Below are 22,932 nucleotides of genomic sequence, written 5' to 3'. Positions count from 1 at the left end.
AGCCGACAGTTATCGAAGCTGACAGGATCGAAGCCGACAGTGGTCGAAGTTGATAATGAAAGGCCGCCGAGAATGAAAGGCCCAAGCGTGACAAGCGAATCCGTGATTCCGCCGGCTCCCGACTTCGAACCGCCCGCTCCGCCGGACCCCGAGATCCGAGCCCAGGCACAGACCCGACAGCTACAGCTGACCAAGCCGTCCGGTTCACTGGGCCGCCTCGAGGAGTTGTCCGTGTGGGTGGCCTCCTGCCAGGGCGTGTGCCCACCCCGGGTGTTCCAGCGACCCCGAGTGATCGTGTTCGCCGGCGACCACGGCATCGCGCAGGGCGGGGTATCGGCGTACCCACCCGAGGTGACCGCCCAGATGGTCGCGAACATTCGCGCCGGCGGGGCGGCGATCAACGTGCTCGCCGACAACGCCGGTGCCGGTGTGCGCGTGCTCGACATGGCGGTCGATGCGGACACCGATCCGTCGGTCTCGGCGTACAAGGTGCGCAGGTCGTCGGGGTCGATCGACCGCGAGGACGCGATGACCGACGAGGAAACCCTGCGCGCGATCGCGGCCGGCCGCGCGATTGCCGACGAGGAGGTCGACTCCGGTGCCGACCTGCTCATCGCCGGGGACATGGGCATCGGCAACACGACGCCTGCCGCGATCCTGATCGCCGCGATCACCGACACCGAACCGGTCGCGGCCGTCGGACGCGGCACAGGCATCGACGACGCCGGATGGATGCTGAAAACGGCCGCTATCCGCGACGGGCTGCGGCGTGCGCGCTCTTACACCCGCGACGCTGTCGGGTTGCTCCGGACCGTCTCGGGAGCCGACCTGGCCGCGATGGCCGGGTTCCTCGCGCAGGCTGCCGTCCGCCGCACTCCGGTGATCCTCGACGGTCTCGTCGTCACCGCCGCTGCGCTCATCGCCGAGGAAGTCGCCCCCGGTGCCCGCGAATGGTGGGTCGCCGGGCACCGCTCCACCGAACCGGCTCATACGATCGCCCTGCGGCACCTCGGTCTCGATCCGATCCTCGAATTGAACATGCGACTCGGCGAGGGCACAGGCGCGGTCACGGCCCTGCCGGTGCTCCAGGGCGCCGTGGCAACACTGGCGCACATGGCTACGTTCGCCCAGGCCGGCGTGAGTGAGAACACCGGCGTGGACGCCGGAGACAACACCGGCGTGGACGCCGGGACGGGATCGGACTGATCGTGCGGAGCACAGTCACCGGGTTGGCACTGGCCCTGTCCTGGTTGACGGTGCTGCCGGTTCGTGGCCCGCGCGACATCGGTCGCCCCGAGGGCCGGCGCGCAATCGCGGCGGCCCCTGTGGTGGGCGCGGTACTCGGGGCGATCGCGGTCGGCTTGCTCTGGCTGCTGCAGTGGGGCCGTCTCGAACCGGCACTCGCGGGTCTGCTGACCGTCGGGGCGCTGGCGCTCGTCACCCGCGGCATGCACATCGACGGTCTCGCCGACACCGCCGATGGCCTCGGTTGCTACGGGCCGCCGGAGCGGGCACGCCAGATCATGCACAGCGGCAGTGCCGGCCCATTCGGGGTGATCGCGCTGGTCGTGACGATCGGCGTCCAAGCTCTGGCCTTCGGAACACTGGCGGCCGACAGCTCCTGGTTCGCGGTGGCCGTCGCCCTCATCGCGGGGCGGGTCGCGGTCGTATTCGCTTGCCGCCGTGGGATTCCCGCGTCCAGTGAACACGGGTTCGGTGCGCTTGTGGCAGGTTCTCAGTCGTCGTGGGCTGCGGCGATGTGGGGCACGGCATTGGTCGTCGCCGCCGCGTGGGCGGTCCCGGACCGGTGGTGGCAGGGCCCCCTCGTGGTGGTCGTGGCCCTGGCCGGCGCCGTGCTACTGGTGCGGCACTGCGTCCGGCGCTTCGAAGGCATCAACGGCGACGTGCTCGGCGCCGCTGTCGAGTTCACGGTCGCGGCGACCGCTGTCGGGTTCCTGCTCGGAGGCTGACGGACGAACCGCCGGTTCCCCGACCATCGGCCGACTGGCCCGTCAGCCAACCCCTTGTCCGTCGTGCGCCGGCGAGCGGCGCAGCGTGGTCATCCAGCCGTGGGTGTCGGCGAAGGTGCCGCGCTGGATGCCGGTGAGAGTGTCGCGTAGTGCCATCGAGATCTTGCCGGGCTCGCCGTCGCCGATCGTGAACTCGCCCTCAGCTGATTTGACCCAGGCGACTGGGGTGATGACGGCTGCGGTGCCGCACGCGAACACCTCGGTGAGCTCCCCCGACAGAGCCTTCTCGGTCCACTCGTCGGTACTGATCCTGCGCTCCTCGACAGCGAAACCGGCATCGGTCGCGAGAGTCACCAGAGAGTCCCGGGTGATGCCCGGCAGCAGCGATCCGGACAGCGAAGGCGTCACCAGGCGAGCCTCGGGACCCGAGCCGAAGATGAAGAACAGGTTCATCGCACCCATCTCTTCGACATACTTGCGCTCGATCGCGTCGAGCCACACCACCTGGTCGCAGCCATGGTTCGCGGCCTCCGCCTGCGCGAGCAGGGACCCCGCATAGTTGCCGGCGAACTTAGCGGCTCCGGTGCCGCCCGGGGCGGCCCGCACGTACTCGCGCGACAGCCACACACTCACGGGCTTGACCCCGCGCGGGAAGTAGGCGCCAGCCGGAGACGCGATCAGCAGGTAGCGGTACTGCTTGGCCGGACGAATGCCCAGACCGACCTCGCTGGCGTACATGAAAGGACGCAAGTACAACGCGTCTTCGCTGCCGGCAGCGGGAACCCACGCCTCGTCCACCTCGAGCAGCGCTTCGATAGAACCCACGAACAGCTCGTCGGGCAGTTCCGGCATCGCCAGCCGGCGAGCCGAGTCGCGCATGCGCTCGGCGTTGGCGGTGACACGGAACGACCCGATACTGCCGTCCGGCTGACGGTACGCCTTGAGGCCCTCGAAGATCGCTTGCCCGTAGTGCAGCACCATCGCGGCAGGGTCCAGCTCGAGGGGGCCGTACGGCACAACCTCGGCGTCGTGCCAACCCCGACCCTCGGTGTACATGATCGAGACCATGTGATCGGTGAAGTACCGGCCGAACCCGGGCGACTCCAGAATCCCGCGCCGCGCCTCGTCGGTCGCGGGGGAAGGATGCTGGGTGAGCACGAATTCGAGGCCGTCTGTCATGAGCCGGAATCCTATCGAACGGAGATTCGCCGCTTGCCAGGTATGGAGCGTTACTTGGTGTGAACCGGCACGAACGGAGGGGTGACGACCTCGCACCGAAGGGTACGTCCACGCACGTCGACGGTGATCTCGTCGCCGGCCGACAGGTCTGCGGAGGTGTCGAGCAAGGCAAGCGCTATGCCGACCTTCAAAGTCGGCGAGAACGTGCCCGACGTCGTCTCCCCGATCGCGGCACCGTCACGCGAGACGGCCTGCCCCTCACGCAGCACCCCCCGGTCGAGGGCCTTGATCCCCCACAGACGTCGGGCCGGGCCGGCCTCCTTCTCGGCGACGAGCGCATCGCGGCCGAAGAACTGGGGTTTGGACCATCCGATCGCCCAGCCACACCGCGCCTGCAGCGGAGAGATTTCGAGCGACAGTTCGTGCCCGTGCAGCGGGTAACCCGCCTCGGTTCGCAGGGTGTCGCGGGCGCCCAGGCCCGCGACCTCACCGCCGTGGGCGCGGACGGCGTCGACCAACGCCCGGAAGAGCGCCTCACTGTCGGCCCAGCGCGGCAGCAGCTCGTAACCACGCTCACCGGTGTAGCCGCTGCGGCACACCCGGACCGGCACTCCGTTCCAGTCGGCGTCCACGAAGGCCATGTAGGCGATGTCGGTGGGCAGACCCAGCGCTGTGAGGACCTCGACGGACCGCGGACCCTGGACGGCGAACACGCCGAAGTCGCGGTGCTGATCGGTGATCTCGAGCCCCGACGGCGCGGCGGCCTGCAGACGTGCGACGACGTCGGCGGTGTTGGCCGCATTCGGCACGAGGAACACCTCGTCCTCGGCCACGTAGTAGGCGATCAGATCGTCGACGACGCCGCCCGCTTCGGTACAGCACAGCGTGTACTGGGCCCGGCCCGGGCCGATCTTGGCGAGATCGGCGGTGAGGGTCGCGTTGACGAAGTCTGCTGCGCCCGCACCCTTGACGAGTGCCTTGCCGAGGTGGCTGACGTCGAACACGCCCACCGACTCACGCACCGCGGTGTGCTCGGCGACGGTGCCGGCGTACGAAACCGGCATCTCCCACCCGCCGAACGGTGCAAATGTGGCGCCGAGGTCGACGTGGACGGAATGAATGGGGCCCCGAAGCAGCTGCGCGTCGCTCATGGGCGACAACGCTAGCCGACGCCGCCGGCGCCCCCGCACCGCATTCTGGGCACTAACATCGGATTTCGGTCATCACGTTTCCCTACTCCCACCGCCACATGCAGGAGATGCTCGTGCCCGCAACCGCTTTCCCCTCCCGCCTCTTGGGCCCCGAACTGGCACTCACCGGTTCGCTCGGCAAGCGGGTCGACGTTCTCGTGATCGGTCTGACTACCGGTTCCGACGGCCCCGAGGCGCTGGTCGGCGCCGGGGTGGACGAACAGGTTCTTGCGGATCTACTCGACGACCTGCAGTCGGTCGGCGCCACCGGCAAGGCCGAGGAACTCACCCGTATCCCGGCCCCCACCGAGTTGCCCGTATCGAGCGTGCTCGCTGTCGGACTCGGCGCCGCCGACCAGATCGACGCAGAGCAGATCCGCAAGTCCGCCGGTGTCGCAGCGCGTGCCCTTTCCGGTGTCGCCACAGCCGCGACCACGCTGTCCGATGCGGATCTCGGTGCCACGGCCGAGGGCTTCTACCTCGGCGCCTACGATTTCGGCGAGTTCAAGTCGAAGTCCGCGCCGGACGCCGACGGACAACCGCTCGCTCGTGTCGAACTGCTCGTCGAATCGCCCCGTGCAAAGGCATCCAAGGACGCGCTGGCAAGGTCGGCGGCGATCGCCGAGGCGGTCGCCACCGCCCGTGAACTCGTCAACACCCCGCCCAGCCACCTGTTCCCCGCCGAGTTCGCTGCCCGCGCGAAGGCCCTCGGCAACGCAGCCGGGTTGACAGTCAAGGTGCTCGACGAGAAGGAACTAACCAAGGCCGGGTACGGCGGCATCATCGGCGTCGGCCAGGGATCGTCGCGACCGCCGCGCCTGGTCCAGATGACGTACTCGGCCGGTAAGCGTCGCGGTGTCAAGAAGGTCGCCCTGGTCGGCAAGGGCATCACGTTCGACACCGGCGGCATCTCGATCAAGCCGGCCGCGGGCATGGAGAACATGACCTCCGACATGGGTGGTGCCGCCGCCGCCGTCGCGACGGTCGTGCTGGCCGCCAAGCTGGGCCTCCCGGTCGACGTCACCGCGTGGGTACCGATGGCGGAGAACATGCCCTCGGCGACGGCGCAACGCCCCGGTGACGTCCTCACCCAGTACGGCGGCACCACCGTCGAGGTCATCAACACCGATGCCGAGGGCCGCCTGATCCTCGCCGACGCGATGGTGCGGGCCTGCGAGGACGCGCCCGATTATCTGATCGACACGGCCACGCTCACGGGGGCGCAGGTGGTAGCGCTCGGTAATCGCACGCCTGGTGTCATGGGCACCGACGAGTTCCGGGACAGGGTTGCCGCGATCTCACAGGACGTCGGCGAGAACGCGTGGCCCATGCCCCTGCCTGCCGAGTTGCGCGCTGACCTGAAGTCTCGAGTCGCGGACCTGGCCAACGTCACGTCGCACCGCTCGGGCGGGATGCTCGCGGCAGCGATCTTCCTGAAGGAGTTCGTCGCAGACGGCGTGCAGTGGGCACACATCGACGTGGCTGGGCCCGCGTTCAATACCGGCGGGCCGTTCGGCTACACCGGCAAGGGCGGCACAGGTGTCCCGGTTCGGACCATGATCTCGGTTCTCGAGGACATCGCCGGCCACGGCTAGAGGCACTGTCGGCCACGGCTAGAGGCGGGAACGGCGGGCGGCGCGACGACTCGGGTCCGCTGCCCGCACCGTCGTCACTCGAACTCGCGGGCGCGGGCGCGCCTGCGCTCGATCCGCTGCCGAGCGTCGTAGTCGCGCATCCGCTGCGGGTAGCCGGTCTTGCGGACGTCGTAGACCGGGATATGCAGTTCCTGGCCTAGCCGTCTGGCACCGCGTTCCCCGCCGACCTTGCGACGCGTCCACTCCCCGTTTGCCGCAACGAGGACCACCGTCAGCTCGGTCACCGTGGTCTCTGGCTCGACATACGCCTCTACCCCGTAGCGCGAGCGAGCCCAGTCCGCGAGGTGACGCGCATCGGACATCTCGGACGAAACAGTTCGCGCTTTGGCGCGAGTGAACCGATCGAACAGCCCCACGTGACCTTCTCCTCCCTGCCACGCAGGCCAACTGCGGGGCGATCTGTCCGATTTTGCCAGTCTGCACCGTCGGCGGCGAGAAGTGCAGATGACACGCCCCGCGCAACACGCCGTTTGCGCATCAATGAAAGGATGGGCGGAGCGCTACGCGCGAGGGCTCCGGGGCGCAGCACACCACCGGTGTGAGGCACCTCGGAATCGTCGTATTGTCACCGCAACCGTGCATCTCGGGGCATCTCGAGCACAATGGTCTTCGACCACAAGTCGACAAAAACTCAACAACCTGAACACAACAGTCGAGGAGTCAAACGAAATGGCCTTCTCCGTCCAGATGCCAGCCCTTGGTGAGTCTGTCACCGAGGGAACTGTCACGCGGTGGCTCAAGCAGGAAGGGGACACGGTCGACGTAGACGAGCCGCTCCTCGAGGTCTCGACCGACAAGGTCGACACCGAGATCCCGTCCCCCTCCGCAGGCGTCCTGACGAAGATCGTCGCGCAGGAGGACGACGTCGTCCCAATTGGTGGAGAGCTGGCCGTGATCGGTGACGCCGGTGAGGCTCCCGCTCCCGCCGCTGCTGCTGCTCCTGCTCCTGCTCCTGCTCCTGCAGCACAGGCTCCCGCCGCTGCCGAGCCCTCCCCCGCGCCCGCCGCTGCAGCTCCGGCACCGACTCCCGCTCCCGCACCCACTCCTGCGCCCGCCGGTTCCGGGTCGAACACCTCGGTCACCATGCCGGAGCTCGGTGAGTCGGTCACGGAGGGCACCGTCACCCGCTGGCTCAAGGCCGTCGGCGACGAGGTCGCCGTGGACGAGCCGCTCCTCGAAGTCTCCACCGACAAGGTCGACACCGAGATCCCCTCACCCGTCGCCGGCGTGCTGGTCGAGATCACCGCGCAGGAGGACGACGTCGTCGGTGTGGGTGGCCAGCTCGCCGTCGTCGGTTCCGGCGCCCCGGCTGCTCCAGCTGCCCCGACGCCCGCGCCGGCCCCGGCTCCTGCGGCCGCCGCGCCCGCTGCTCCGGCCCCGGCCGCCCCCGCACCGGCACCAGCCGCCCCCGCACCGGCCGCCCCCGCCGCTCCTGCGGCTGCCGCCCCCGCCCCACCGGCCCCGGCGCCGTCGGGCAAGGCCACCCCCTACGTCACCCCACTGGTTCGTAAGCTCGCTGCGGACAACAACGTCGACCTCTCGACGGTCGAGGGCACCGGTGTCGGCGGCCGCATCCGCAAGCAGGACGTGCTCGCCGCGGCCGAGGCCGCGAAAGCCCCTGCACCCACGCCGGCTGCTGCTCCGGCCGCTCCGGCCCCGGCCGTCACCGCTGGTGTCCGTCCGGAGTTGGCGCTTCTGCGCGGCACCACGCAGAAGGCCAATCGGATCCGCCAAATCACCGCGGCCAAGACCCGCGAGTCGCTGCAGACCACGGCACAGCTGACCCAGACCTTCGAGGTCGACGTCACCAAGATCGCTGCGCTGCGCGCCCAGGCCAAGGCCGAGTTCGCCGAGCGCGAGGGCGTGAACCTCACGTTCCTGCCGTTCTTCGCAAAGGCTGTCGTCGAGGCGCTCAAGGTTCATCCGAACGTGAACGCGAGCTACGACGAGGACACCAAGGAGATCACCTACCACCCGGCCGAGCACCTGGGCATCGCCGTCGACACCGAGCAGGGTCTGCTCTCCCCGGTGATCCACAACGCTGGAGACCTGTCGCTGGCCGGCCTCGCCCGCGCGATCGCCGACATCGCGAAGCGCGCCCGCTCCGGGGGCCTCAAGCCGGACGAGTTGGCCGGTGGCACCTTCACCATCACAAACATCGGCAGCCAGGGCGCCCTGTTCGACACCCCGATCCTGGTTCCACCGCAGGCGGCGATGCTGGGTACCGGCGCGATCGTCAAGCGCCCGGTCGTCTTGCAGGACGAGAACGGCAACGAGTCCATCGGCGTCCGCTCGATGTGCTACCTGCCGCTGACCTATGACCACCGCCTGGTCGACGGCGCGGACGCCGGTCGCTTCCTGACGACGATCAAGCAGCGCCTCGAGGAGGCGGCGTTCGAGGCCGACCTCGGCCTGTAGGGCGCCGGGCCAAGAACTCGACGTGATACGCCACCGAGGGGCACCATCTCGCCAGGGATGGTGCCCCTCGGTGTGTTCGACAGCGGTGTGTTCGAGAGCGGTGTGTTCGAGAGCTAGGAGGACGCCATGCGTGTGATCGTCGCCGGATCGTCCGGCCTGATCGGGAAGACGCTCGTCGAGACCCTGCGCGACGATGGCCACGACGTCGCACGTCTGGTGCGACGCACACCTGTTGGCCGCGACGAGTTCGAGTGGAATCCGGAGTCGGGCATGCTCGACCCGGGCGCACTGCGCGGCGCCGACGCGGTAGTCAACCTGTGCGGCGCGGGCATCGGCGACAAGCGTTGGTCGGGGGCCTACAAGCAGGCCATCCGCGACAGTCGACTCACCACGACGGACGTGCTGGCGCACGCGGTGGTCGAGGCAGAGGTGCCGGTCCTCGTCAACGGCAGCGCCGTCGGGTACTACGGCGACACCAAGGACCGGATCGTCGACGAGCGCTCGCCGTCGGGCAGCGGATTCCTGGCGCAGGTGTGCCAGGACTGGGAGGACGCGACTACCCCGGCGTACGACGGCGGGGTCCGTACCGTGTCGATCCGCACCGCGACCGTACTGTCGCCACGCGGCGGGATGCTCGGCCGGTTGCGGCCGCTGTACTCGCTCGGGCTCGGTGGCCGACTCGGGAGCGGCCGCCAATACATGTCGTGGATCACCCTCGCCGACGAGGTGGCGGCGATCGAGTTCGTCCTGACCCACGGCGACGTCCAAGGGCCGGTGAACCTGTGCGCACCGGAACCCGTAACGAATGCACGGTTCAGTGCGGCCATGGGGCGCGCACTCCACCGCCCAGCACCGTGGATGGTGCCGGGATTCGCGGTTACCGCACTGATCGGTGAGTTCGGTCGGGAGGCAGTACTGACCGGCCAACGCGCCGTCCCGACCGCGCTCGAACAGGCTGGATTCTCGTTCCTGCACCCGACCATCGATGCCGCACTCGCATACGCACTCGAGCCGTGACGGACCATCGGGTCGGCGGGCGTAACGTCTATCCCATGCGCAGTACCACCGCGTCGGCCCGATCCAGTTCCCAGCCGATGTCCGTTGAAGTCCTCGGCCGCATCGACTACATGCAGGCCTGGCAGCACCAGCGAACGCTCGCCACGGCTCGCGCGGACGGCGTGGGACCGGATACGTTGCTCCTCCTCGAGCATCCCGCCGTCTACACGGCCGGACGCCGAACCGCTCCGGAGGATCGGCCAGTCGACGGCACCCCGGTCATCGACGTCGACCGTGGTGGCAAGATCACCTGGCACGGCCCGGGCCAGCTGGTCGGCTACCCCATCGTGAAGCTCGCCGAACCCGTCGACGTCGTCAGCTACGTGCGGCGGATCGAAGAGGCGCTGATCACTGTCTGCACCGACCTCGGTCTGACGTGCGGGCGGGTCGAGGGCCGCTCAGGTGTGTGGCTGCCCGCCGCATCGGTCGACGGCCGGCGGGTGCCCGAACGCAAGGTCGCCGCGATCGGTGTGCGAGTCCAGCGCGGAGTCACGCTCCACGGCTTCGCCCTGAACTGCAACGCGGCACTGAACGGTTTCGACAACATCGTTCCGTGCGGTATCCACGACGCCGGCGTGACGACCCTCTCGCGCGAACTCGGCCGCGATGTCACAGTCGGCGAGGTCACCCCCGCGGTCACCGAGGCGGTCATGGCAGCCCTGGACGGAAGCCTCCCGGTCACCTTCAAGGACATAGAGCGCACGACGCGCGACGACATAGAGCGCACGACGCGCGACGACATAGAGCGCACGACGCGCGACGACATAGAGCGGGTGACACACGACAGCGCACCTCAGGCGCCCGAGTTCACCACCACCCGGTTCGGCTGAACCGCCCTGCCCAGCCCCGAGTGCGAGATCCGGTCAGGCGTACGATCAACTTCGTGAGTGTCGCCCCAGACGGACGGAAGCTGCTCCGCATCGAGATCCGAAACGCGGAAACCCCGATCGAGCGCAAGCCCGAGTGGATCCGGACCCGCGCGAAGATGGGCCCGGAGTACACCGAGCTCAAGGGCTTGGTGAAAAGCGAAGGCTTGCACACCGTCTGCGAGGAAGCGGGCTGCCCCAACATCTACGAGTGTTGGGAGGACCGCGAGGCCACGTTCCTCATCGGTGGCGAACAGTGCACACGCCGTTGCGATTTCTGTCAGATCGATACCGGAAAGCCCGCCGAGCTGGATCGGGACGAACCCCGCCGTGTCGCGGAAAGCGTCAAGGCTATGGGCCTGCGGTACTCGACGATCACCGGCGTCGCCCGCGACGACCTGCCCGACGGCGGTGCGTGGCTGTACGCGGAGACGGTCCGGCAGATCCACGCGATGAATCCGGGTACAGGCGTCGAGAACCTGATCCCCGACTTCAACGGCAAGCCCGATCTACTGACCGAGGTGTTCGAGTCGCGTCCGGAGGTGCTCGCACACAACCTCGAGACGGTGCCGCGCATCTTCAGGCGGATCCGTCCCGCGTTCCGCTACGAGCGTTCGCTAGGCGTGATCAGCGCCGCCCGCGAGTCCGGCCTGGTCACCAAGTCCAACCTCATCCTCGGTTTGGGCGAGACCCCCGAGGAGGTGCACCAGGCAATGGTGGACCTGCACGAGGCCGGCTGCGACATCATCACCATCACGCAGTACCTGCGTCCGTCACCGCGGCACCATCCGGTCGAACGTTGGGTGAAGCCGGAGGAGTTCGTCGAGCATTCGAAGGCGGCCGAGGAGATCGGCTTCGCGGGCGTCATGGCGGGACCGCTGGTGCGCTCCTCGTACCGCGCCGGACGTCTCTACGCCCAGGCGATGGCCCACCACGGACGGCCGCTGCCGGCGGGACAGGCACACCTCGCCACGGACGGCACCGCTTCCCAGGAAGCCAGTTCGGTACTCGAGCGTCTCGCACGCGTCTGACGTGTACGTCCGCTCACCGCGCGCGTGTGGTGCGCGGTGCGGGACGTATCCTGTGAGGTATGGCGAACGGCAGTAAATCCGGAAAAGCGGGCAAAGCGAGTAAGGAAGCCAAGGCGGCGGCGAAGGCAGCCCGCAAGCAGGCGTCGAAGGAACGCCGGACTCAGCTCTGGCAGGCGTTCCAGATGCAGCGCAAGGAAGACAAGCTGCTGCTCCCGCTGATCATCGGCGCCGTTGTGCTGAGTGCGCTCTTGTTCTTCGTGGTCGGCCTGATCTTCGGTATCCAGTGGTTCCTGCTGCCGATCGGCATCCTCGTCGGCGTCCTATTCGGCTTCATCATCTTCGGGAGGCGGGTCCAGAAGACGGTGTACGGCAAGGCCGAGGGGCAGGCCGGTGCCGCGGCGTGGGCGCTCGACAACATGCAAGGCGCGTGGCGCGTCACCAATGCCGTCGCGGGCACCACGCAACTCGATGCGGTGCACCGCGTGATCGGTCGCCCCGGCGTGATCCTTATCGCCGAGGGCTCGCCGCAGCGTGTCAAGGGTCTGCTCGCACAGGAGAAGAAGAAGACTGCGCGACTGGTCGGCGACACCCCCATTTACGATTTCGTCGTCGGTAACGACGAGGGCCAGGTGCCGCTCTCACAGCTCACAAAGCGGCTGAACAAGCTGCCGCGCAACATCAACACCAAGCGCATGGACTCGATCGAGTCCCGGCTGGCGGCACTCGGCGGACGCGCCGGCGCCGCAACGCCGAAGGGCCCTCTGCCTCCGGGCGCCAAGATGAAGGGCATGCAGCGCACGATTCGCCGCCGCTGACACCTCCACTCACGGGTAATCGAATGTCACATCGGTTCGGTCCGGCAATTCGGTCCGGCCAACCGATGTGACATTCGTCGTTGATGTGTGTGCTCAGCGCATGCGGACGAGTGCCGTGCCAGTTGCACGATCGTGCATGCCGCGCCCGTCGACGTCGGTGATGACCGCAGGAACGATGAACACCATCAGCGCCTGACGGCCGAGCGCCCTCAGGAAACCGACCTTGGCCGGGGCGTCGACGCGAGCGACCTGCAGTCCCAACATGTACTGACCGGGCGTGAACGAGAACAGCGATACGCAGGCGACGCCGACCAGGAACCACAACATGAGGGTGTAGGTGCCGATCCGCGGGTTCTCGAGCGGCGCCTCACCGATCAGGAGCATCACGACACCCGCCGCGGTGAACCAGTCGACCGCCAGAGCCAGGACGCGCCGTCCGAGCGCGGCCAGCGAACCGGGTCCGTCCGCCGGCAAACCCAGTAGTTCACCCCGATAGGCTTGCGCTTCGGTCTGCCCCTTCGGCAGTGCAGCGGAGGGGCCAGAGAGCCAGGAACCGGTCATACGTGCCATGCCGTCCAGGATAGGCGGCGCCGCGACGAGCACCGCGCCCCAATCGGCATCGGTGCTGCGCGTCACACCTGTTCGGTACGGAAAGGGTCACATCGCCCGTTCGTGCGAATAACCAAGTCAACTCCGACGTGTAACACCCGCGAAACATAAGGTTGACTAACGGGCAACACCAGCTATCTAGCGTCGTGCCTCGACGAAACCGCCGCAACTCAACCGGCAGGTAACCGACTGAAGGAGCACCAACGTGGCTTTCTCCACGGCCGAAGAGGTCATCAAGTACATCGCCGACGAGAATGTCGAGTACGTCGACATCCGCTTCAGCGACCTGCCCGGCGTTCTGCAGCACTTCTCCATCCCGGCCACCGCATTCGGCAAGGAAATCTTCGACGACGGCCTGGCGTTCGACGGATCCTCGGTTCGCGGCTTCCAGTCGATCCACGAGTCGGACATGATGCTGCTTCCCGACGTCTCCACCGCGCAGCTCGACCCATTCCGTTCGGCGAAGACGCTGAACATCAACTTCTTTGTCCACGATCCGTTCACTCGTGAGGCTTACAGCCGCGACCCGCGCAACGTCGCACGCAAGGCGGAGGAGTACCTGAGGTCGACCGGCATCGCCGACACCGCCTACTTCGGTGCCGAGGCCGAGTTCTACATCTTCGACAACGTCTCGTACGACTCGGGCATGAACGGTGCGTTCTACAAGGTGGACGCGATCGCGGGCACCTGGAACACCGGAAACGAGCGCAACGCCGACGGCAGCGCCAACCTCGGGTACAAGGTCCGCCCGAAGGGTGGCTACTTCCCGGTCGCGCCGTACGACCACTACGTCGACCTGCGCGACGACATCTCCACCAAGCTCCAGCGGGCGGGCTTCGAGCTCGAGCGCGGCCATCACGAGGTCGGCACCGGCGGCCAGGCGGAGATCAACTACAAGTTCAACACGCTGCTCTCCGCGGCCGACGACCTGCAGCTGTTCAAGTACATCGTGAAGAACACCGCGTGGCAGCACGGCAAGTCCGTCACCTTCATGCCGAAGCCGCTGTTCGGTGACAATGGGTCGGGCATGCATGTCCACCAGTCGCTGTGGAAGGACGGCAAGCCGCTGTTCCACGACGAGGCCGGCTACGCGGGCCTGTCCGATACTGCTCGGTGGTACATCGGCGGCATCCTGCACCACGCGCCGTCGCTGCTGGCATTCACGAACCCGACGATCAACTCCTACCACCGCCTGGTGCCGGGCTTCGAAGCCCCGATCAACCTGGTCTACAGCCAGCGCAACCGCTCGGCGGCCGTGCGCATCCCGATCACGGGCAACAACCCGAAGGCCAAGCGCCTCGAGTTCCGCGCCCCGGACTCGTCCGGCAACCCGTACCTGAACTTCGCGGCGCAGATGATGGCGGGCCTGGATGGCATCAAGAACAAGATCGAGCCGATGGCTCCGGTCGACAAGGACCTCTACGAGCTCCCCCCGGAGGAGGCCCGCAACATCCCGCAGGCCCCCACCAGCCTGGCTGCGGTCATCGACCGGCTCGAGCAGGATCACGACTACCTCACCGAGGGTGGCGTGTTCACCACCGACCTCATCGAGACCTGGATCTCGCTCAAGCGTGAGCAGGAGATCGCGCCGGTGAACCTGCGTCCGCACCCCTACGAGTTCAACCTGTACTACGACTGCTGAGCCGTTCAGTAGATACGAACTACGGATAGGTTCGGACTACGGATTCGACGAAACGAGCCCGTCACCCCTGCAGGGTGACGGGCTCGTTTCGCGTCGAGGGACGCTTGGATCAGTAGCGGGTCGCCCCGTCGAAGGGCATCGAGTCCACCGGCGAGATCTTCACGACGTCGCCCGAGGTCGGGGCGTGGACAACCTGGCCGTCGCCGGCGTAGATGCCGATGTGGTTGGCCCCGTAGAACGAGACGACGTCACCCGGCTGCAGGTTGGCCTTGGACACCGGGGTGCCGCCGGCGATCTGGTCGTAGCTGACCCGGGGGACGGAGACGCCGGCCTGCTTGTGGGCCCACTGGACCAGTCCCGAGCAGTCGAACGAACTCGGACCCGTCGCGCCCCACACGTATGGGGAGCCGAGCTTGGACTTCGCGGCATTAGCGACAGCCTGCCCCTTCGAGTTCGGCTGGCCCACGGAGCCGCCCGAGTTCGGCTGGATCACGTTGGCGCCCCAGTTCAGAAAGTCGAAGGGCTGTGCCATCGCGGGGGCGACCGGGATCACCAGAGCGCCGGCGGTGACGGCACCTAGCACCAGTCCACGGGTGGTGCGGGTCAGTCGGGTCTTCTTCTGTGCGCGGTGCTTGGCCATTCGAGGTCCTCCGGGTCTTACATGCGGTCCGACACCTCCGTGGCATCGGTGATCGGGCACAACCCAGAGTTCCGTCGTTATCTAATCGAGACATCCGCATATCTACCGGGGTGGGTACCTAGTCAGGTATGGGGGGTATACCTACTGGAGCTCGACGATCCGTCGAAAAGTCAACCGAAAAAGCCGTCTGAGCCGGTAATTCGTGCAGCACTGCCCAAGAATTTCGAATCCCGACGAACTGCCAGGTTCGTGATACAGCCGACAGACACTCGCCAGGTAATCAGGGCATTGAATAACGTCAGGGCTCGAAAATCACGATGATCGGGCTCGAAAGATAACGGCTCGGCAACGGACATTTCGGGCGTCCGCACTGCGGAACCATGACACTGGGACGGGCGTCTACGCCCCTGGAGCGGCGGGGCAGCCGAAGGATTGGCCCGTCACTCGGGCAGCTTGCTCGCCAGTACGTCGACGTTCGTGATGGTGGGGTGACCGACGAACAATTCGTCGGCCCGTGCCATCAGCGCCTCCGCGACCCGTCCGGCGAGGTGCGCCTGCCGCCCCTTGTCGTCGGGGAATACATCGAATATGCCGAAGGTCGCGGGGCCGAAGCGAAGCGCGAACCAGGCTGTGGTGTCCGGTTCCTCCTGCACGAGCGCCAAGGCGCTCTCGAGGAACTCCGCGACCTCGGCCTCCTTGCCACGTTTGGCTTCCACTCGCACCAGCAGCGCTGCGCTGACCATCGAGCACCTCCCAAAGAGACCGATACCTCTCTTACTGTTCTCGGTGGCATCGACCGAGTCAACGTGCGTCGCCTCGGACCCGTGGAGCGCCATGACGAGTGCCCCTCGATGCAAGAACACAGCTACCGGGAAGCACAAACCGCTCGCGTATACGTGAGTATTCGACCGTAGGCGGTGGCATAATCGGCACGTCCGAACACGGGGCCGATAGAGATGGGACAACGATGACGCGCGAGGACGACCTGGCAGATCTGGGCGTGCTGCTGCCTTCGGGCACCTCAGGCCGCTCCGACCAGACGTCCAAGCAATACCTGCGACTGCGCGCCGACATCCTCGAAGGCAAGTTCCCACAAGGTGCGGCGTTGCACGAGACGCAGCTGAGCGAGACCTACGGTGCATCTCGCACGCCGATTCGAGAGGCCCTCAACTGGCTCGCCCACGACGGCTTGCTCGAACGTGCGGCGCGCGGTTTCCGGGTGCGCTCCGGAACCCCCGAAGACGTCATCGAAATCTATGCGGCACGGGTAGCACTGGAATCGGAGGCCGCTGGTGCGGCTGCACTTCGACACACCGACCTCGACATGGCCCGCCTCGAACGACTGCACGACACGTGCTGCCATACCAACGACGACACCGCTGCCCGCGTGGATAACTTCCGGTTCCACGAGGCACTCTGGCAGGCCGCCCACAACGCGACGATCACGACCCTGCTCGTACGCTTGACCACCCAGTTGCGGATCTACGACAGCGGCCCACCGTCGAACTACGGCGAACCGGAACTGCTCAATTCCGAGCACGAGCACATCCTCGACGCGTTGCGCGCCCGGGACGCGAAGGCCGCACGCGAACACATGCGAGCCCACCTCGAGCACAGCCGGGAGCAGCGGATCCGCCTCTTCGCGAGCGGGTGACCGTCAGTCACTCTCCCCCGAACACCCGCTGTACGACGGCCTTCGCCCGCCGGGTGACCCGCAGGTAGTTGTCGAGGAACTCGTTCGGGTCCCCGTCCAGCGAGCCCGCCACCTGCGCGACCGCCGAGAGCACCTTCCCCGGACCCGGCAGTTGGTCGGTCGGTTTGCCGCGGACGAGGACGAGGGCGTTGCGGGCCTTGGTTGCGGTGAGCCACGCGTCGCGCAGCAGTTTGATGTCGGTCTCGCTCAGCAGCTCCGCCGCGCCGATCGCATCGAGCGTCTGGAGAGTCGACGTGTTGTGAAGGGACGGGATCTCGTGGGCGTGCCGTAGTTGGATCAGCTGCACGGTCCACTCGATGTCGGCGAGGCCGCCACGGCCGAGCTTGGTGTGCGTGGCAGGATCCGCACCGCGCGGCAGCCGCTCGGAGTCGACGCGGGCCTTGATCCGCCTTATTTCGTGGACGGCTTGCTCTGACACCCCACCCTCGGGGTACCGAGTCTTGTCGATCATCTTCAGGAACCGCAGTCCGAGGTCGGCGTCGCCCGCGACGGTGTGTGCCCGCAACAGCGCCTGGACCTCCCAGGACTGCGCCCACTGCGCGTAGTACGCCTGGTACGAGGCCAGCGTCCGAACCAGCGGGCCACTACGTCCCTCGGGCCGCAGTCCGGTATCCACCACCAGCGGTGGATCGGTGCTGGGAGCCCCGAGCAACGTTCGCACTCGGTCGCCGATCAGGTTGGCCCACTTGACTGCCTGTGTTTCATCGACGCCGGGGCGTGGTTCGCATACGAACAGCACGTCCGCATCGGAGCCGTAGCCCAGTTCGCCGCCGCCGAGCCGGCCCATGCCGATCACCGCGAACGTGGCGGGCGCGGGTCCACCCATTTCCGCTTCGCTCGCCCGGATCACCGCGGCGAGCGCGGCGTTGAGCACGGCGGCCCAGACCGAGGACAGCGCCCGGCACACCTGCGGGACATCGAGCATGCCGAGGATGTCCGCGCTCGCGACGCGCGCCAATTCGTACCGGCGCAGGGAACGCGCCGCGCCGACCGCCCGGACCGGCTCGACGTAGCGCGCGGACGACGACAGGATGCCGCGCGCCACGTCTTCGGGGTGCGGCTCGAGCAGTCGCGGACCGGACGGGCCGTCCGCGAGAAGCCGTATGACGTCGGGTGCCTTGATCAACAGATCCGGAACGTACGCAGACGAACCGAGAACGGTCATGAGCCGCTGCGCCACCGACGCCTCGTCGCGCAGCAGCCGCAGGAACCAGGTGGCGTCGACGAGTGCATCCGACAGCCGACGGTACGCGAGCAGGCCGGCGTCGGGATCCGGCGTGTCCCCGAGCCATTCGAGCAGGGTAGGCAGCAGCAGCGCCTGGATGCGCCCCTTCCGGGACGCACCGCGGGTGAGCGCGGTGAGATGTCCGAGGGCGTTCTGGGGTGCCGAGTAGCCGAGTGCCGCCAACTGCCGGACGGCCGCGTCCGGACTGAGCCGCAGCGCCTCCTTGTCGATTCGGGCCACCGACTCGAGCAGCGGCCGGTAGAACAGCTTGGCGTGCAGGCGCCGCACCCGGTGCGAGTTCCGCTTGATCTCCGCGTCCAGCACGCCCAGGGCGTCGTGACGTCCGTTCGGACGCATGTGGGCCGCGCGGGCGAGCCACCGCAGCGCCTCCTCGTCCTCCGGTGGCGGCAACGTGTGCGTGCGCTTGAGCCTCTGGAGCTGGAGGCGGTGTTCGAGCAACCGCAGGAACTCGTACGACGCGGTGAGGTTGGCCGCGTCTTCGCGTCCGACGTAGCCGCCGGCCGCGAGTGCGGTCAGGGCGTCGATCGTGCTCATCACCCGCAGTGACGTGTCGGCACGGCCGTGAACCAGTTGGAGCAGCTGAACGGCGAACTCGACATCACGCAGGCTGCCGCGCCCCAGCTTGAGTTCGCGCTCGCGCAGTTCCGGCGGCACCGAGGCCTCGACGCGTCGCCGCATGGCCTGCACCTCGGGAACGAAGTCCTCACGCTCGGCCGCCGCCCACACCATCGGGCCCAATGCGTCTGTGTACTGTTGCCCCAGCTCGACGTCTCCGGTCATCGGACGGGCCTTCAGCAGTGCCTGGAACTCCCAGGTCTTGGCCCACCGCTCGTAGTAGGCGACGTGCGATTCGAGGGTGCGCACCAGTTCGCCGCGCTTGCCCTCCGGACGCAGGGCAGCGTCGACCTCGAAGAAGGCGGACGATCCGACGCGCATCATCTCGCCGGCGATGCGGCTTGCCACCGCGTTGGACGGTTCCGCGACGAACACGACGTCGACGTCGCTGACGTAGTTGAGCTCGCGGGCACCGCACTTTCCCATCGCGATCACCGCGATCCGCACCGGACACGGCTCGTCCGGGCACACCGCCGTGACAGCCACCGCCAGCGCGGCCGTGAGGGCGGCATCGGCCATGTCGGACAGCTGATGTCCCACAGTCTGGTAAGGGATCACAGGCTCGTTCTCGACGATGGCGGCGAGGTCGGCGGCGGCCAGGACCATCAACTGGTCGCGATAGCATTTGCGAAGTGCAGAAATAGCTTCGGGCCCCGTCAGGGTGGATCGGTAGAGCATCGGTGAGGCGTTCGGGCCCGTCTCGGGAACTGCCCCGACGCACGCGAGAAGACGTCTCGTCAGCTCCTCCTTGGAGGGCAACATCATGTCTCCGGCCAGCAGTTTCCACGACGACGGGTCCGCCACCAAGTGGTCACCGAAAGCGCTGGAGGCGCCGATCAATCCGAACAGCCTGCCACGCAATCGACGGTCCGAACGCAGTGCGGTGTCGAGCTCCGTCCACTCGTCGCCCAATCCCTCCTGCAGCCGCACAAGCGTACGCAGAGCGAGATCGGCATTCGGGGCTCGCGACAGCGCCCACAGAAGCTCGACCCCGTCGAGGTTGGACCACCCGAGCGCGTCGAGTTCCCCGGGCGCGGTCGGCTCGATCAACCCAAGTCGGCCGACGCCCGGCACGGCCGACCTGGCGTACGGCGGCCTCACCATCTCTTCTCAACCTGGACGTCGTCACGAATGTGTGGACCAGCCGGATGGGACACGGCGTTCACCTCTTCGGGATCGAGTTGATCAGTCGGCCCCTTACAGGCCGAGGTAGGCCTTCAGTTCGAAGGGAGTGACCTGGCTGCGGTAATCCGCCCACTCGCGCCGCTTGTTGCGGAGGAAGAAGTCGAACACGTGCTCGCCGAGCGCCTCGGCGACCAACTCGGACGTCTCCATCTCCCGTAGCGCTTCGGCGAGGCTTCCGGGCAGTGGTCGGTATCCCATCGCCCGGCGCTCGGCCTCGGTGAGCGACCACACGTCATCCTCCGCCTGGGGAGGCAGGTCGTAGCCCTTTTCGATGCCACGCAGACCGGCGGCGAGCAGGACCGCGAATGTCAGGTAGGGGTTACAGGCCGAATCGGGGCTGCGGATCTCGACGCGACGAGACGACGCCTTGTTCGGCGTGTACATCGGCACGCGGATCAACGCCGACCGGTTGGACGGTCCCCAGGTAGCTGCGGTCGGAGCCTCGCCGCCTTGGACCAGACGCTTGTAGGAGTTCACCCATTGGTTGGTGACGGCGCTGATCTCGCTTGCGTGCTCGAGGACTCCGGCGATGAAGGCCTTACCGGTCTCCGACAGTTGCATCGGATCGTCGGGGTTGTGGAACGCGTTGGTGTCACCCTCGAACAGGCTCATGTGCGTGTGCATCGCCGAGCCGGCCTGATCGCTGAACGGCTTCGGCATGAACGAGGCGCGCACGCCCTCCTCGATCGCGACCTCCTTGACGACGTAGCGGAACGTCATCACGTTGTCGGCCATCGACAGGGCGTCGGCGTAGCGGAGATCGATCTCCTGCTGGCCGGGCGCGGCCTCGTGGTGGCTGAACTCCACCGAGATGCCCATCGATTCGAGCGCGTCGATCGCGTGTCGACGGAAGCTCGGGGCCCGGTCATGGACCGCTTGATCGAAGTAACCGCCGCTGTCGGCGGGCACGGGCGGGTGACCGTCGATCGGACCGTTCTCGAGCAGGAAGAACTCGATCTCCGGATGCACATAACACGAGAAACCCAGATCGCTGGCCTTGTTCAGCTGGCGACGCAGGACGTTGCGGGGGTCCGCCCACGACGGCGTGCCGTCGGGCATCGCAATGTCGCAGAACATGCGCGCCGAGTGCTGGGCACCGTCCTTGTGTGCCCACGGCAGGATCTGGAACGTCGAGGCGTCCGGCATCGCGACGGTATCGGCCTCCGAAACACGCGAGAAGCCCTCGATCGCGGACCCGTCGAAGCCGATGCCCTCTTCGAAGGCGCCTTCCAGTTCCGCGGGCGCGATCGCCACCGACTTGAGGTAGCCGAGCACGTCGGTGAACCACAACCGAACGAACCGAATATCGCGCTCTTCGAGGGTGCGAAGCACGAACTCCTTTTGGCGATCCATGCCCGCGAGACTAGGCAAACTCCGTTAAATCTGTGTTACATCGCGGAATTTCGCCACGTGTCGCGTCTCAACAGGTCAAGTCGGGCTCGGGTGCGGCCAGTTCCACGAGATATGCGGTGATCGGATCGTCCACGCACGCGACCCCGTCGAAAGTCGCGGTGTGCTGGGCGCCCCGGTAAGAGATGAGCGCTGCCCCGAGTCGCTTGGCCAGGTCGACTCCCGCCTGGTACGGAGTCGCCGGATCCTCGGTGGTCGACACCACGACGACGGGAGGCAATCCCCACACTTCGATGTCGCTTGGTCCACCCGTCGGCGGTACCGCCCAGAACGCGCACGCATCCAGTGGGGCGTTTCCGGTGCCGCGGCCGTCGTCGAGGAACGGCGCCGCCTGGCGGTACCGGGTGTCCATCTCCCCGACGACGCCGCGATCGACCAGTGGGGGGTCGTCGACACAGCGGACTGCGTTGAAGGCGTCCTCGAGATTCGAGTAGCTGCCGTCATCCAGTCGACCCGCATACCGGTCTGCGAGCAGCAGGAGCGAATTCCCGCGCCCTTCGGTCAGCTCGGTCAGGCCGCCCCGCAGGGACGTCCACAAGCTCGGCGTGTACAGCGCCTGCAGCACGCCGGTGACCGCGTCCTCGTAGCTCAGACCCCGAGGATCCGTCGTCGCCGCCGGCTGCGTGACGAGCGGGTCGACCAGAGCCCGGAACCGTGTGTTCGCCGCCGCAGGATCAGTTCCCAGGGGGCAGTCCGGAGATTGCGTGCACTCGGTCGCGAACGCATCGAACGCCTGCTGGAAGCCTGCCCCCTGCAAGACCGTCTCATCGACGGGGCTCTGCTCACGATCGACCGCCCCGTCGAGGACCATCGCACGCACGTTCTCCGGAAAGGTCTCGGCGTATTCGGTGCCGATCCGGGTGCCGTAGGAGAACCCGAGATAGTTGAGCTCGGCGTCGCCGAGCACGGAGCGGATGACGTCCATGTCGCGCACGACGTCTCGCGTCCCGACGTGCGCCAGCAGCGACAGCCCGGACCGCTGCGCGCAGCGCTCCGCGTAGGTTCGGTTCTTCTCCTCGGTGCGGGCGATCCCCTCCGGGCTCATGTCGACGTCGGGATCGCTGCGCTCAGCGTCGATTTCCTGGGGCGTCAGGCATCGAACCTGTGGCGTGGACGCTCCGACACCGCGCGGGTCGAATCCGATGACGTCGAACCGCTGCGCGACCTCGGTTCCGTCGGCAATTGACGCCAGACTCAGACCCGAACCGCCGGGGCCACCTGGATTGACGAGCAGCGACCCGAGCCGGTCACCGGTCGCGGGCGAACGCGAGATCGCGATCTGCGCGGTGGCCCCGGCCGGGTTGCCGTAGTCGAGGGGCACGGTGACCCTGGCGCACTCGAGAGTCGGCTTCAGATCGTCCCCGTCCGTCGCGAAGCCGTCACACGACCCCCACTCGACCTGCTGGGCGTAGAACGACTCGAGTCCGGCTGGGATCACACCCGCCCCGCGCGACGATTCCGGTCCCTGCCGAGCCGTCCCTAGGGTGCATCCGACGACGAGCACGGCCACCGCGCCCATCGCGGTGGCCAAAAGCAATCGAGGTCTCGGCTGCATGTCTTCGATCGTGCCACGCCGAATCTCGACGAACACCGCGACAAACGCTCGGAACACGACCAACCAGTGTGATCAACGGCACCGAGGCCGCTCTTCGTCGCCCTACGACACGGTGGCAGACTGAACCCCATCATCA

The 22,932-nt window shown here is 67.3% G+C and carries 19 protein-coding genes; 10 read left to right on the top strand and 9 right to left on the bottom strand.

What is annotated here, in order from left to right; genetic code table 11:
- The first annotated feature begins 87 nt into the window (after nt 1–87).
- The gene (cobT, locus tag EF834_RS18480) at nt 88–1,206 is read left to right on the top strand and encodes a nicotinate-nucleotide--dimethylbenzimidazole phosphoribosyltransferase (RefSeq protein WP_235871040.1); all 1,119 of its coding nucleotides are present in this window, start codon (nt 88–90) and stop codon (nt 1,204–1,206) included.
- Between the two features lie 2 nt (nt 1,207–1,208).
- The gene (locus EF834_RS08110) at nt 1,209–1,970 is read left to right on the top strand and encodes an adenosylcobinamide-GDP ribazoletransferase (RefSeq protein ID WP_127946665.1); all 762 of its coding nucleotides are present in this window, start codon (nt 1,209–1,211) and stop codon (nt 1,968–1,970) included.
- A 42-nt stretch (nt 1,971–2,012) separates the two neighbouring features.
- Here the strand turns inward: EF834_RS08110 and EF834_RS08105 are convergent, their stop codons facing one another.
- Together EF834_RS08105 and gcvT are read right to left on the bottom strand one after the other, a co-directional pair.
- Nucleotides 2,013–3,149: a branched-chain amino acid aminotransferase gene (locus EF834_RS08105; RefSeq protein ID WP_127946664.1), complete on the bottom strand. Its 1,137-nt coding sequence runs from the start codon at nt 3,147–3,149 to the stop codon at nt 2,013–2,015.
- Nucleotides 3,150–3,199: 50 nt separating this feature from the next.
- On the bottom strand, nt 3,200–4,300 hold the full coding sequence (gcvT, locus tag EF834_RS08100; protein ID WP_127946663.1) for a glycine cleavage system aminomethyltransferase GcvT: 1,101 nt from the start codon (nt 4,298–4,300) through the stop codon (nt 3,200–3,202).
- Between the two features lie 107 nt (nt 4,301–4,407).
- Between gcvT and EF834_RS08095 the strand changes: the two genes are divergently transcribed.
- Entirely contained in the window at nt 4,408–5,934 is a 1,527-nt protein-coding gene (locus EF834_RS08095; protein ID WP_127946662.1) for a leucyl aminopeptidase, read from the top strand.
- 74 nt (nt 5,935–6,008) lie between these two features.
- Here EF834_RS08095 and EF834_RS08090 read toward each other — a convergent pair whose 3' ends face one another.
- Nucleotides 6,009–6,350 carry an oxidoreductase gene (locus EF834_RS08090; protein WP_127946661.1) on the bottom strand — a complete coding sequence of 114 codons (342 nt, stop codon included), beginning with the start codon at nt 6,348–6,350 and terminating at the stop codon, nt 6,009–6,011.
- A 313-nt stretch (nt 6,351–6,663) separates the two neighbouring features.
- Between EF834_RS08090 and sucB the strand changes: the two genes are divergently transcribed.
- From sucB to EF834_RS08065, 5 genes are all read left to right on the top strand, one after another.
- Complete coding sequence (gene sucB / locus EF834_RS08085; RefSeq protein ID WP_127946660.1) at nt 6,664–8,412, top strand: 2-oxoglutarate dehydrogenase, E2 component, dihydrolipoamide succinyltransferase; 1,749 nt, start codon at nt 6,664–6,666, stop codon at nt 8,410–8,412.
- Nucleotides 8,413–8,538: 126 nt separating this feature from the next.
- Nucleotides 8,539–9,429 carry a TIGR01777 family oxidoreductase gene (locus tag EF834_RS08080; protein WP_127946659.1) on the top strand — a complete coding sequence of 297 codons (891 nt, stop codon included), beginning with the start codon at nt 8,539–8,541 and terminating at the stop codon, nt 9,427–9,429.
- 35 nt (nt 9,430–9,464) lie between these two features.
- Nucleotides 9,465–10,298 (top strand): lipoyl(octanoyl) transferase LipB, encoded by an 834-nt coding sequence (gene lipB, locus EF834_RS08075; RefSeq protein ID WP_127946658.1) that lies wholly within the window; start codon nt 9,465–9,467, stop codon nt 10,296–10,298.
- 53 nt (nt 10,299–10,351) lie between these two features.
- Nucleotides 10,352–11,365, top strand: coding sequence for a lipoyl synthase (lipA, locus tag EF834_RS08070; protein WP_127946657.1), 1,014 nt, complete (start codon nt 10,352–10,354; stop codon nt 11,363–11,365).
- A 59-nt stretch (nt 11,366–11,424) separates the two neighbouring features.
- A complete protein-coding gene (locus EF834_RS08065) occupies nt 11,425–12,180 on the top strand; it encodes a DUF4191 domain-containing protein (RefSeq protein WP_127946656.1) in 756 nt (251 codons plus the stop codon).
- A gap of 93 nt (nt 12,181–12,273) precedes the next feature.
- On the opposite strand, the gene EF834_RS08060 is transcribed toward EF834_RS08065, so the two are convergent.
- A complete protein-coding gene (locus EF834_RS08060) occupies nt 12,274–12,750 on the bottom strand; it encodes an RDD family protein (RefSeq protein ID WP_127946751.1) in 477 nt (158 codons plus the stop codon).
- Between the two features lie 244 nt (nt 12,751–12,994).
- On the opposite strand from EF834_RS08060, the gene glnA (EF834_RS08055) reads away from it, so the two are divergent.
- Complete coding sequence (gene glnA, locus EF834_RS08055; protein ID WP_127946655.1) at nt 12,995–14,431, top strand: type I glutamate--ammonia ligase; 1,437 nt, start codon at nt 12,995–12,997, stop codon at nt 14,429–14,431.
- A gap of 109 nt (nt 14,432–14,540) precedes the next feature.
- Here glnA (EF834_RS08055) and EF834_RS08050 read toward each other — a convergent pair whose 3' ends face one another.
- Both EF834_RS08050 and EF834_RS08045 read right to left on the bottom strand, forming a co-directional pair.
- Nucleotides 14,541–15,071, bottom strand: coding sequence for a C40 family peptidase (locus EF834_RS08050; protein WP_127946654.1), 531 nt, complete (start codon nt 15,069–15,071; stop codon nt 14,541–14,543).
- 440 nt (nt 15,072–15,511) lie between these two features.
- Nucleotides 15,512–15,814: a putative quinol monooxygenase gene (locus tag EF834_RS08045; protein WP_127946653.1), complete on the bottom strand. Its 303-nt coding sequence runs from the start codon at nt 15,812–15,814 to the stop codon at nt 15,512–15,514.
- Nucleotides 15,815–16,038: 224 nt separating this feature from the next.
- On the opposite strand from EF834_RS08045, the gene EF834_RS08040 reads away from it, so the two are divergent.
- Complete coding sequence (locus EF834_RS08040; protein WP_127946652.1) at nt 16,039–16,725, top strand: GntR family transcriptional regulator; 687 nt, start codon at nt 16,039–16,041, stop codon at nt 16,723–16,725.
- A 7-nt stretch (nt 16,726–16,732) separates the two neighbouring features.
- Here the strand turns inward: EF834_RS08040 and EF834_RS08035 are convergent, their stop codons facing one another.
- The 3 genes from EF834_RS08035 to EF834_RS08025 form a co-directional block, all read right to left on the bottom strand.
- Nucleotides 16,733–19,750, bottom strand: a complete 3,018-nt coding sequence (locus tag EF834_RS08035; protein WP_127946651.1) for a bifunctional [glutamine synthetase] adenylyltransferase/[glutamine synthetase]-adenylyl-L-tyrosine phosphorylase — start codon at nt 19,748–19,750, stop codon at nt 16,733–16,735.
- Nucleotides 19,751–19,843: 93 nt separating this feature from the next.
- A complete protein-coding gene (glnA, locus tag EF834_RS08030; RefSeq protein ID WP_127946650.1) occupies nt 19,844–21,184 on the bottom strand; it encodes a type I glutamate--ammonia ligase in 1,341 nt (446 codons plus the stop codon).
- 67 nt (nt 21,185–21,251) lie between these two features.
- Entirely contained in the window at nt 21,252–22,796 is a 1,545-nt protein-coding gene (locus EF834_RS08025) for an alpha/beta hydrolase (protein WP_127946649.1), read from the bottom strand.
- Between the last annotated feature and the right edge of the window lie 136 nt (nt 22,797–22,932).

Source organism: Rhodococcus spongiicola (assembly GCF_004011835.1).
GTDB lineage: Bacteria > Actinomycetota > Actinomycetes > Mycobacteriales > Mycobacteriaceae > Prescottella > Prescottella spongiicola.
The sequence above is the reverse complement of the archived record's forward strand: the minus strand, read 5'-3'. Positions and strand labels throughout refer to the sequence as shown.

Excerpts from the sequence above, each read along its gene's own strand:
- gcvT (WP_127946663.1), bottom strand. The coding sequence starts at position 4,300 with ATGAGCGACGCGCAGCTGCTTCGGGGCCCCATTCATTCCGTCCACGTC.
- EF834_RS08080 (WP_127946659.1), top strand. The coding sequence starts at position 8,539 with ATGCGTGTGATCGTCGCCGGATCGTCCGGCCTGATCGGGAAGACGCTC.
- EF834_RS08035 (WP_127946651.1), bottom strand. The coding sequence starts at position 19,750 with ATGGTGAGGCCGCCGTACGCCAGGTCGGCCGTGCCGGGCGTCGGCCGA.
- glnA (WP_127946650.1), bottom strand. The coding sequence starts at position 21,184 with ATGGATCGCCAAAAGGAGTTCGTGCTTCGCACCCTCGAAGAGCGCGAT.
- EF834_RS08105 (WP_127946664.1), bottom strand. The coding sequence starts at position 3,149 with ATGACAGACGGCCTCGAATTCGTGCTCACCCAGCATCCTTCCCCCGCG.
- EF834_RS08040 (WP_127946652.1), top strand. The coding sequence starts at position 16,039 with ATGACGCGCGAGGACGACCTGGCAGATCTGGGCGTGCTGCTGCCTTCG.
- EF834_RS08065 (WP_127946656.1), top strand. The coding sequence starts at position 11,425 with ATGGCGAACGGCAGTAAATCCGGAAAAGCGGGCAAAGCGAGTAAGGAA.
- EF834_RS08095 (WP_127946662.1), top strand. The coding sequence starts at position 4,408 with ATGCTCGTGCCCGCAACCGCTTTCCCCTCCCGCCTCTTGGGCCCCGAA.
- EF834_RS08060 (WP_127946751.1), bottom strand. The coding sequence starts at position 12,750 with ATGGCACGTATGACCGGTTCCTGGCTCTCTGGCCCCTCCGCTGCACTG.
- EF834_RS08045 (WP_127946653.1), bottom strand. The coding sequence starts at position 15,814 with ATGGTCAGCGCAGCGCTGCTGGTGCGAGTGGAAGCCAAACGTGGCAAG.
- lipB (WP_127946658.1), top strand. The coding sequence starts at position 9,465 with ATGCGCAGTACCACCGCGTCGGCCCGATCCAGTTCCCAGCCGATGTCC.
- sucB (WP_127946660.1), top strand. The coding sequence starts at position 6,664 with ATGGCCTTCTCCGTCCAGATGCCAGCCCTTGGTGAGTCTGTCACCGAG.
- EF834_RS08050 (WP_127946654.1), bottom strand. The coding sequence starts at position 15,071 with ATGGCCAAGCACCGCGCACAGAAGAAGACCCGACTGACCCGCACCACC.
- EF834_RS08025 (WP_127946649.1), bottom strand. The coding sequence starts at position 22,796 with ATGCAGCCGAGACCTCGATTGCTTTTGGCCACCGCGATGGGCGCGGTG.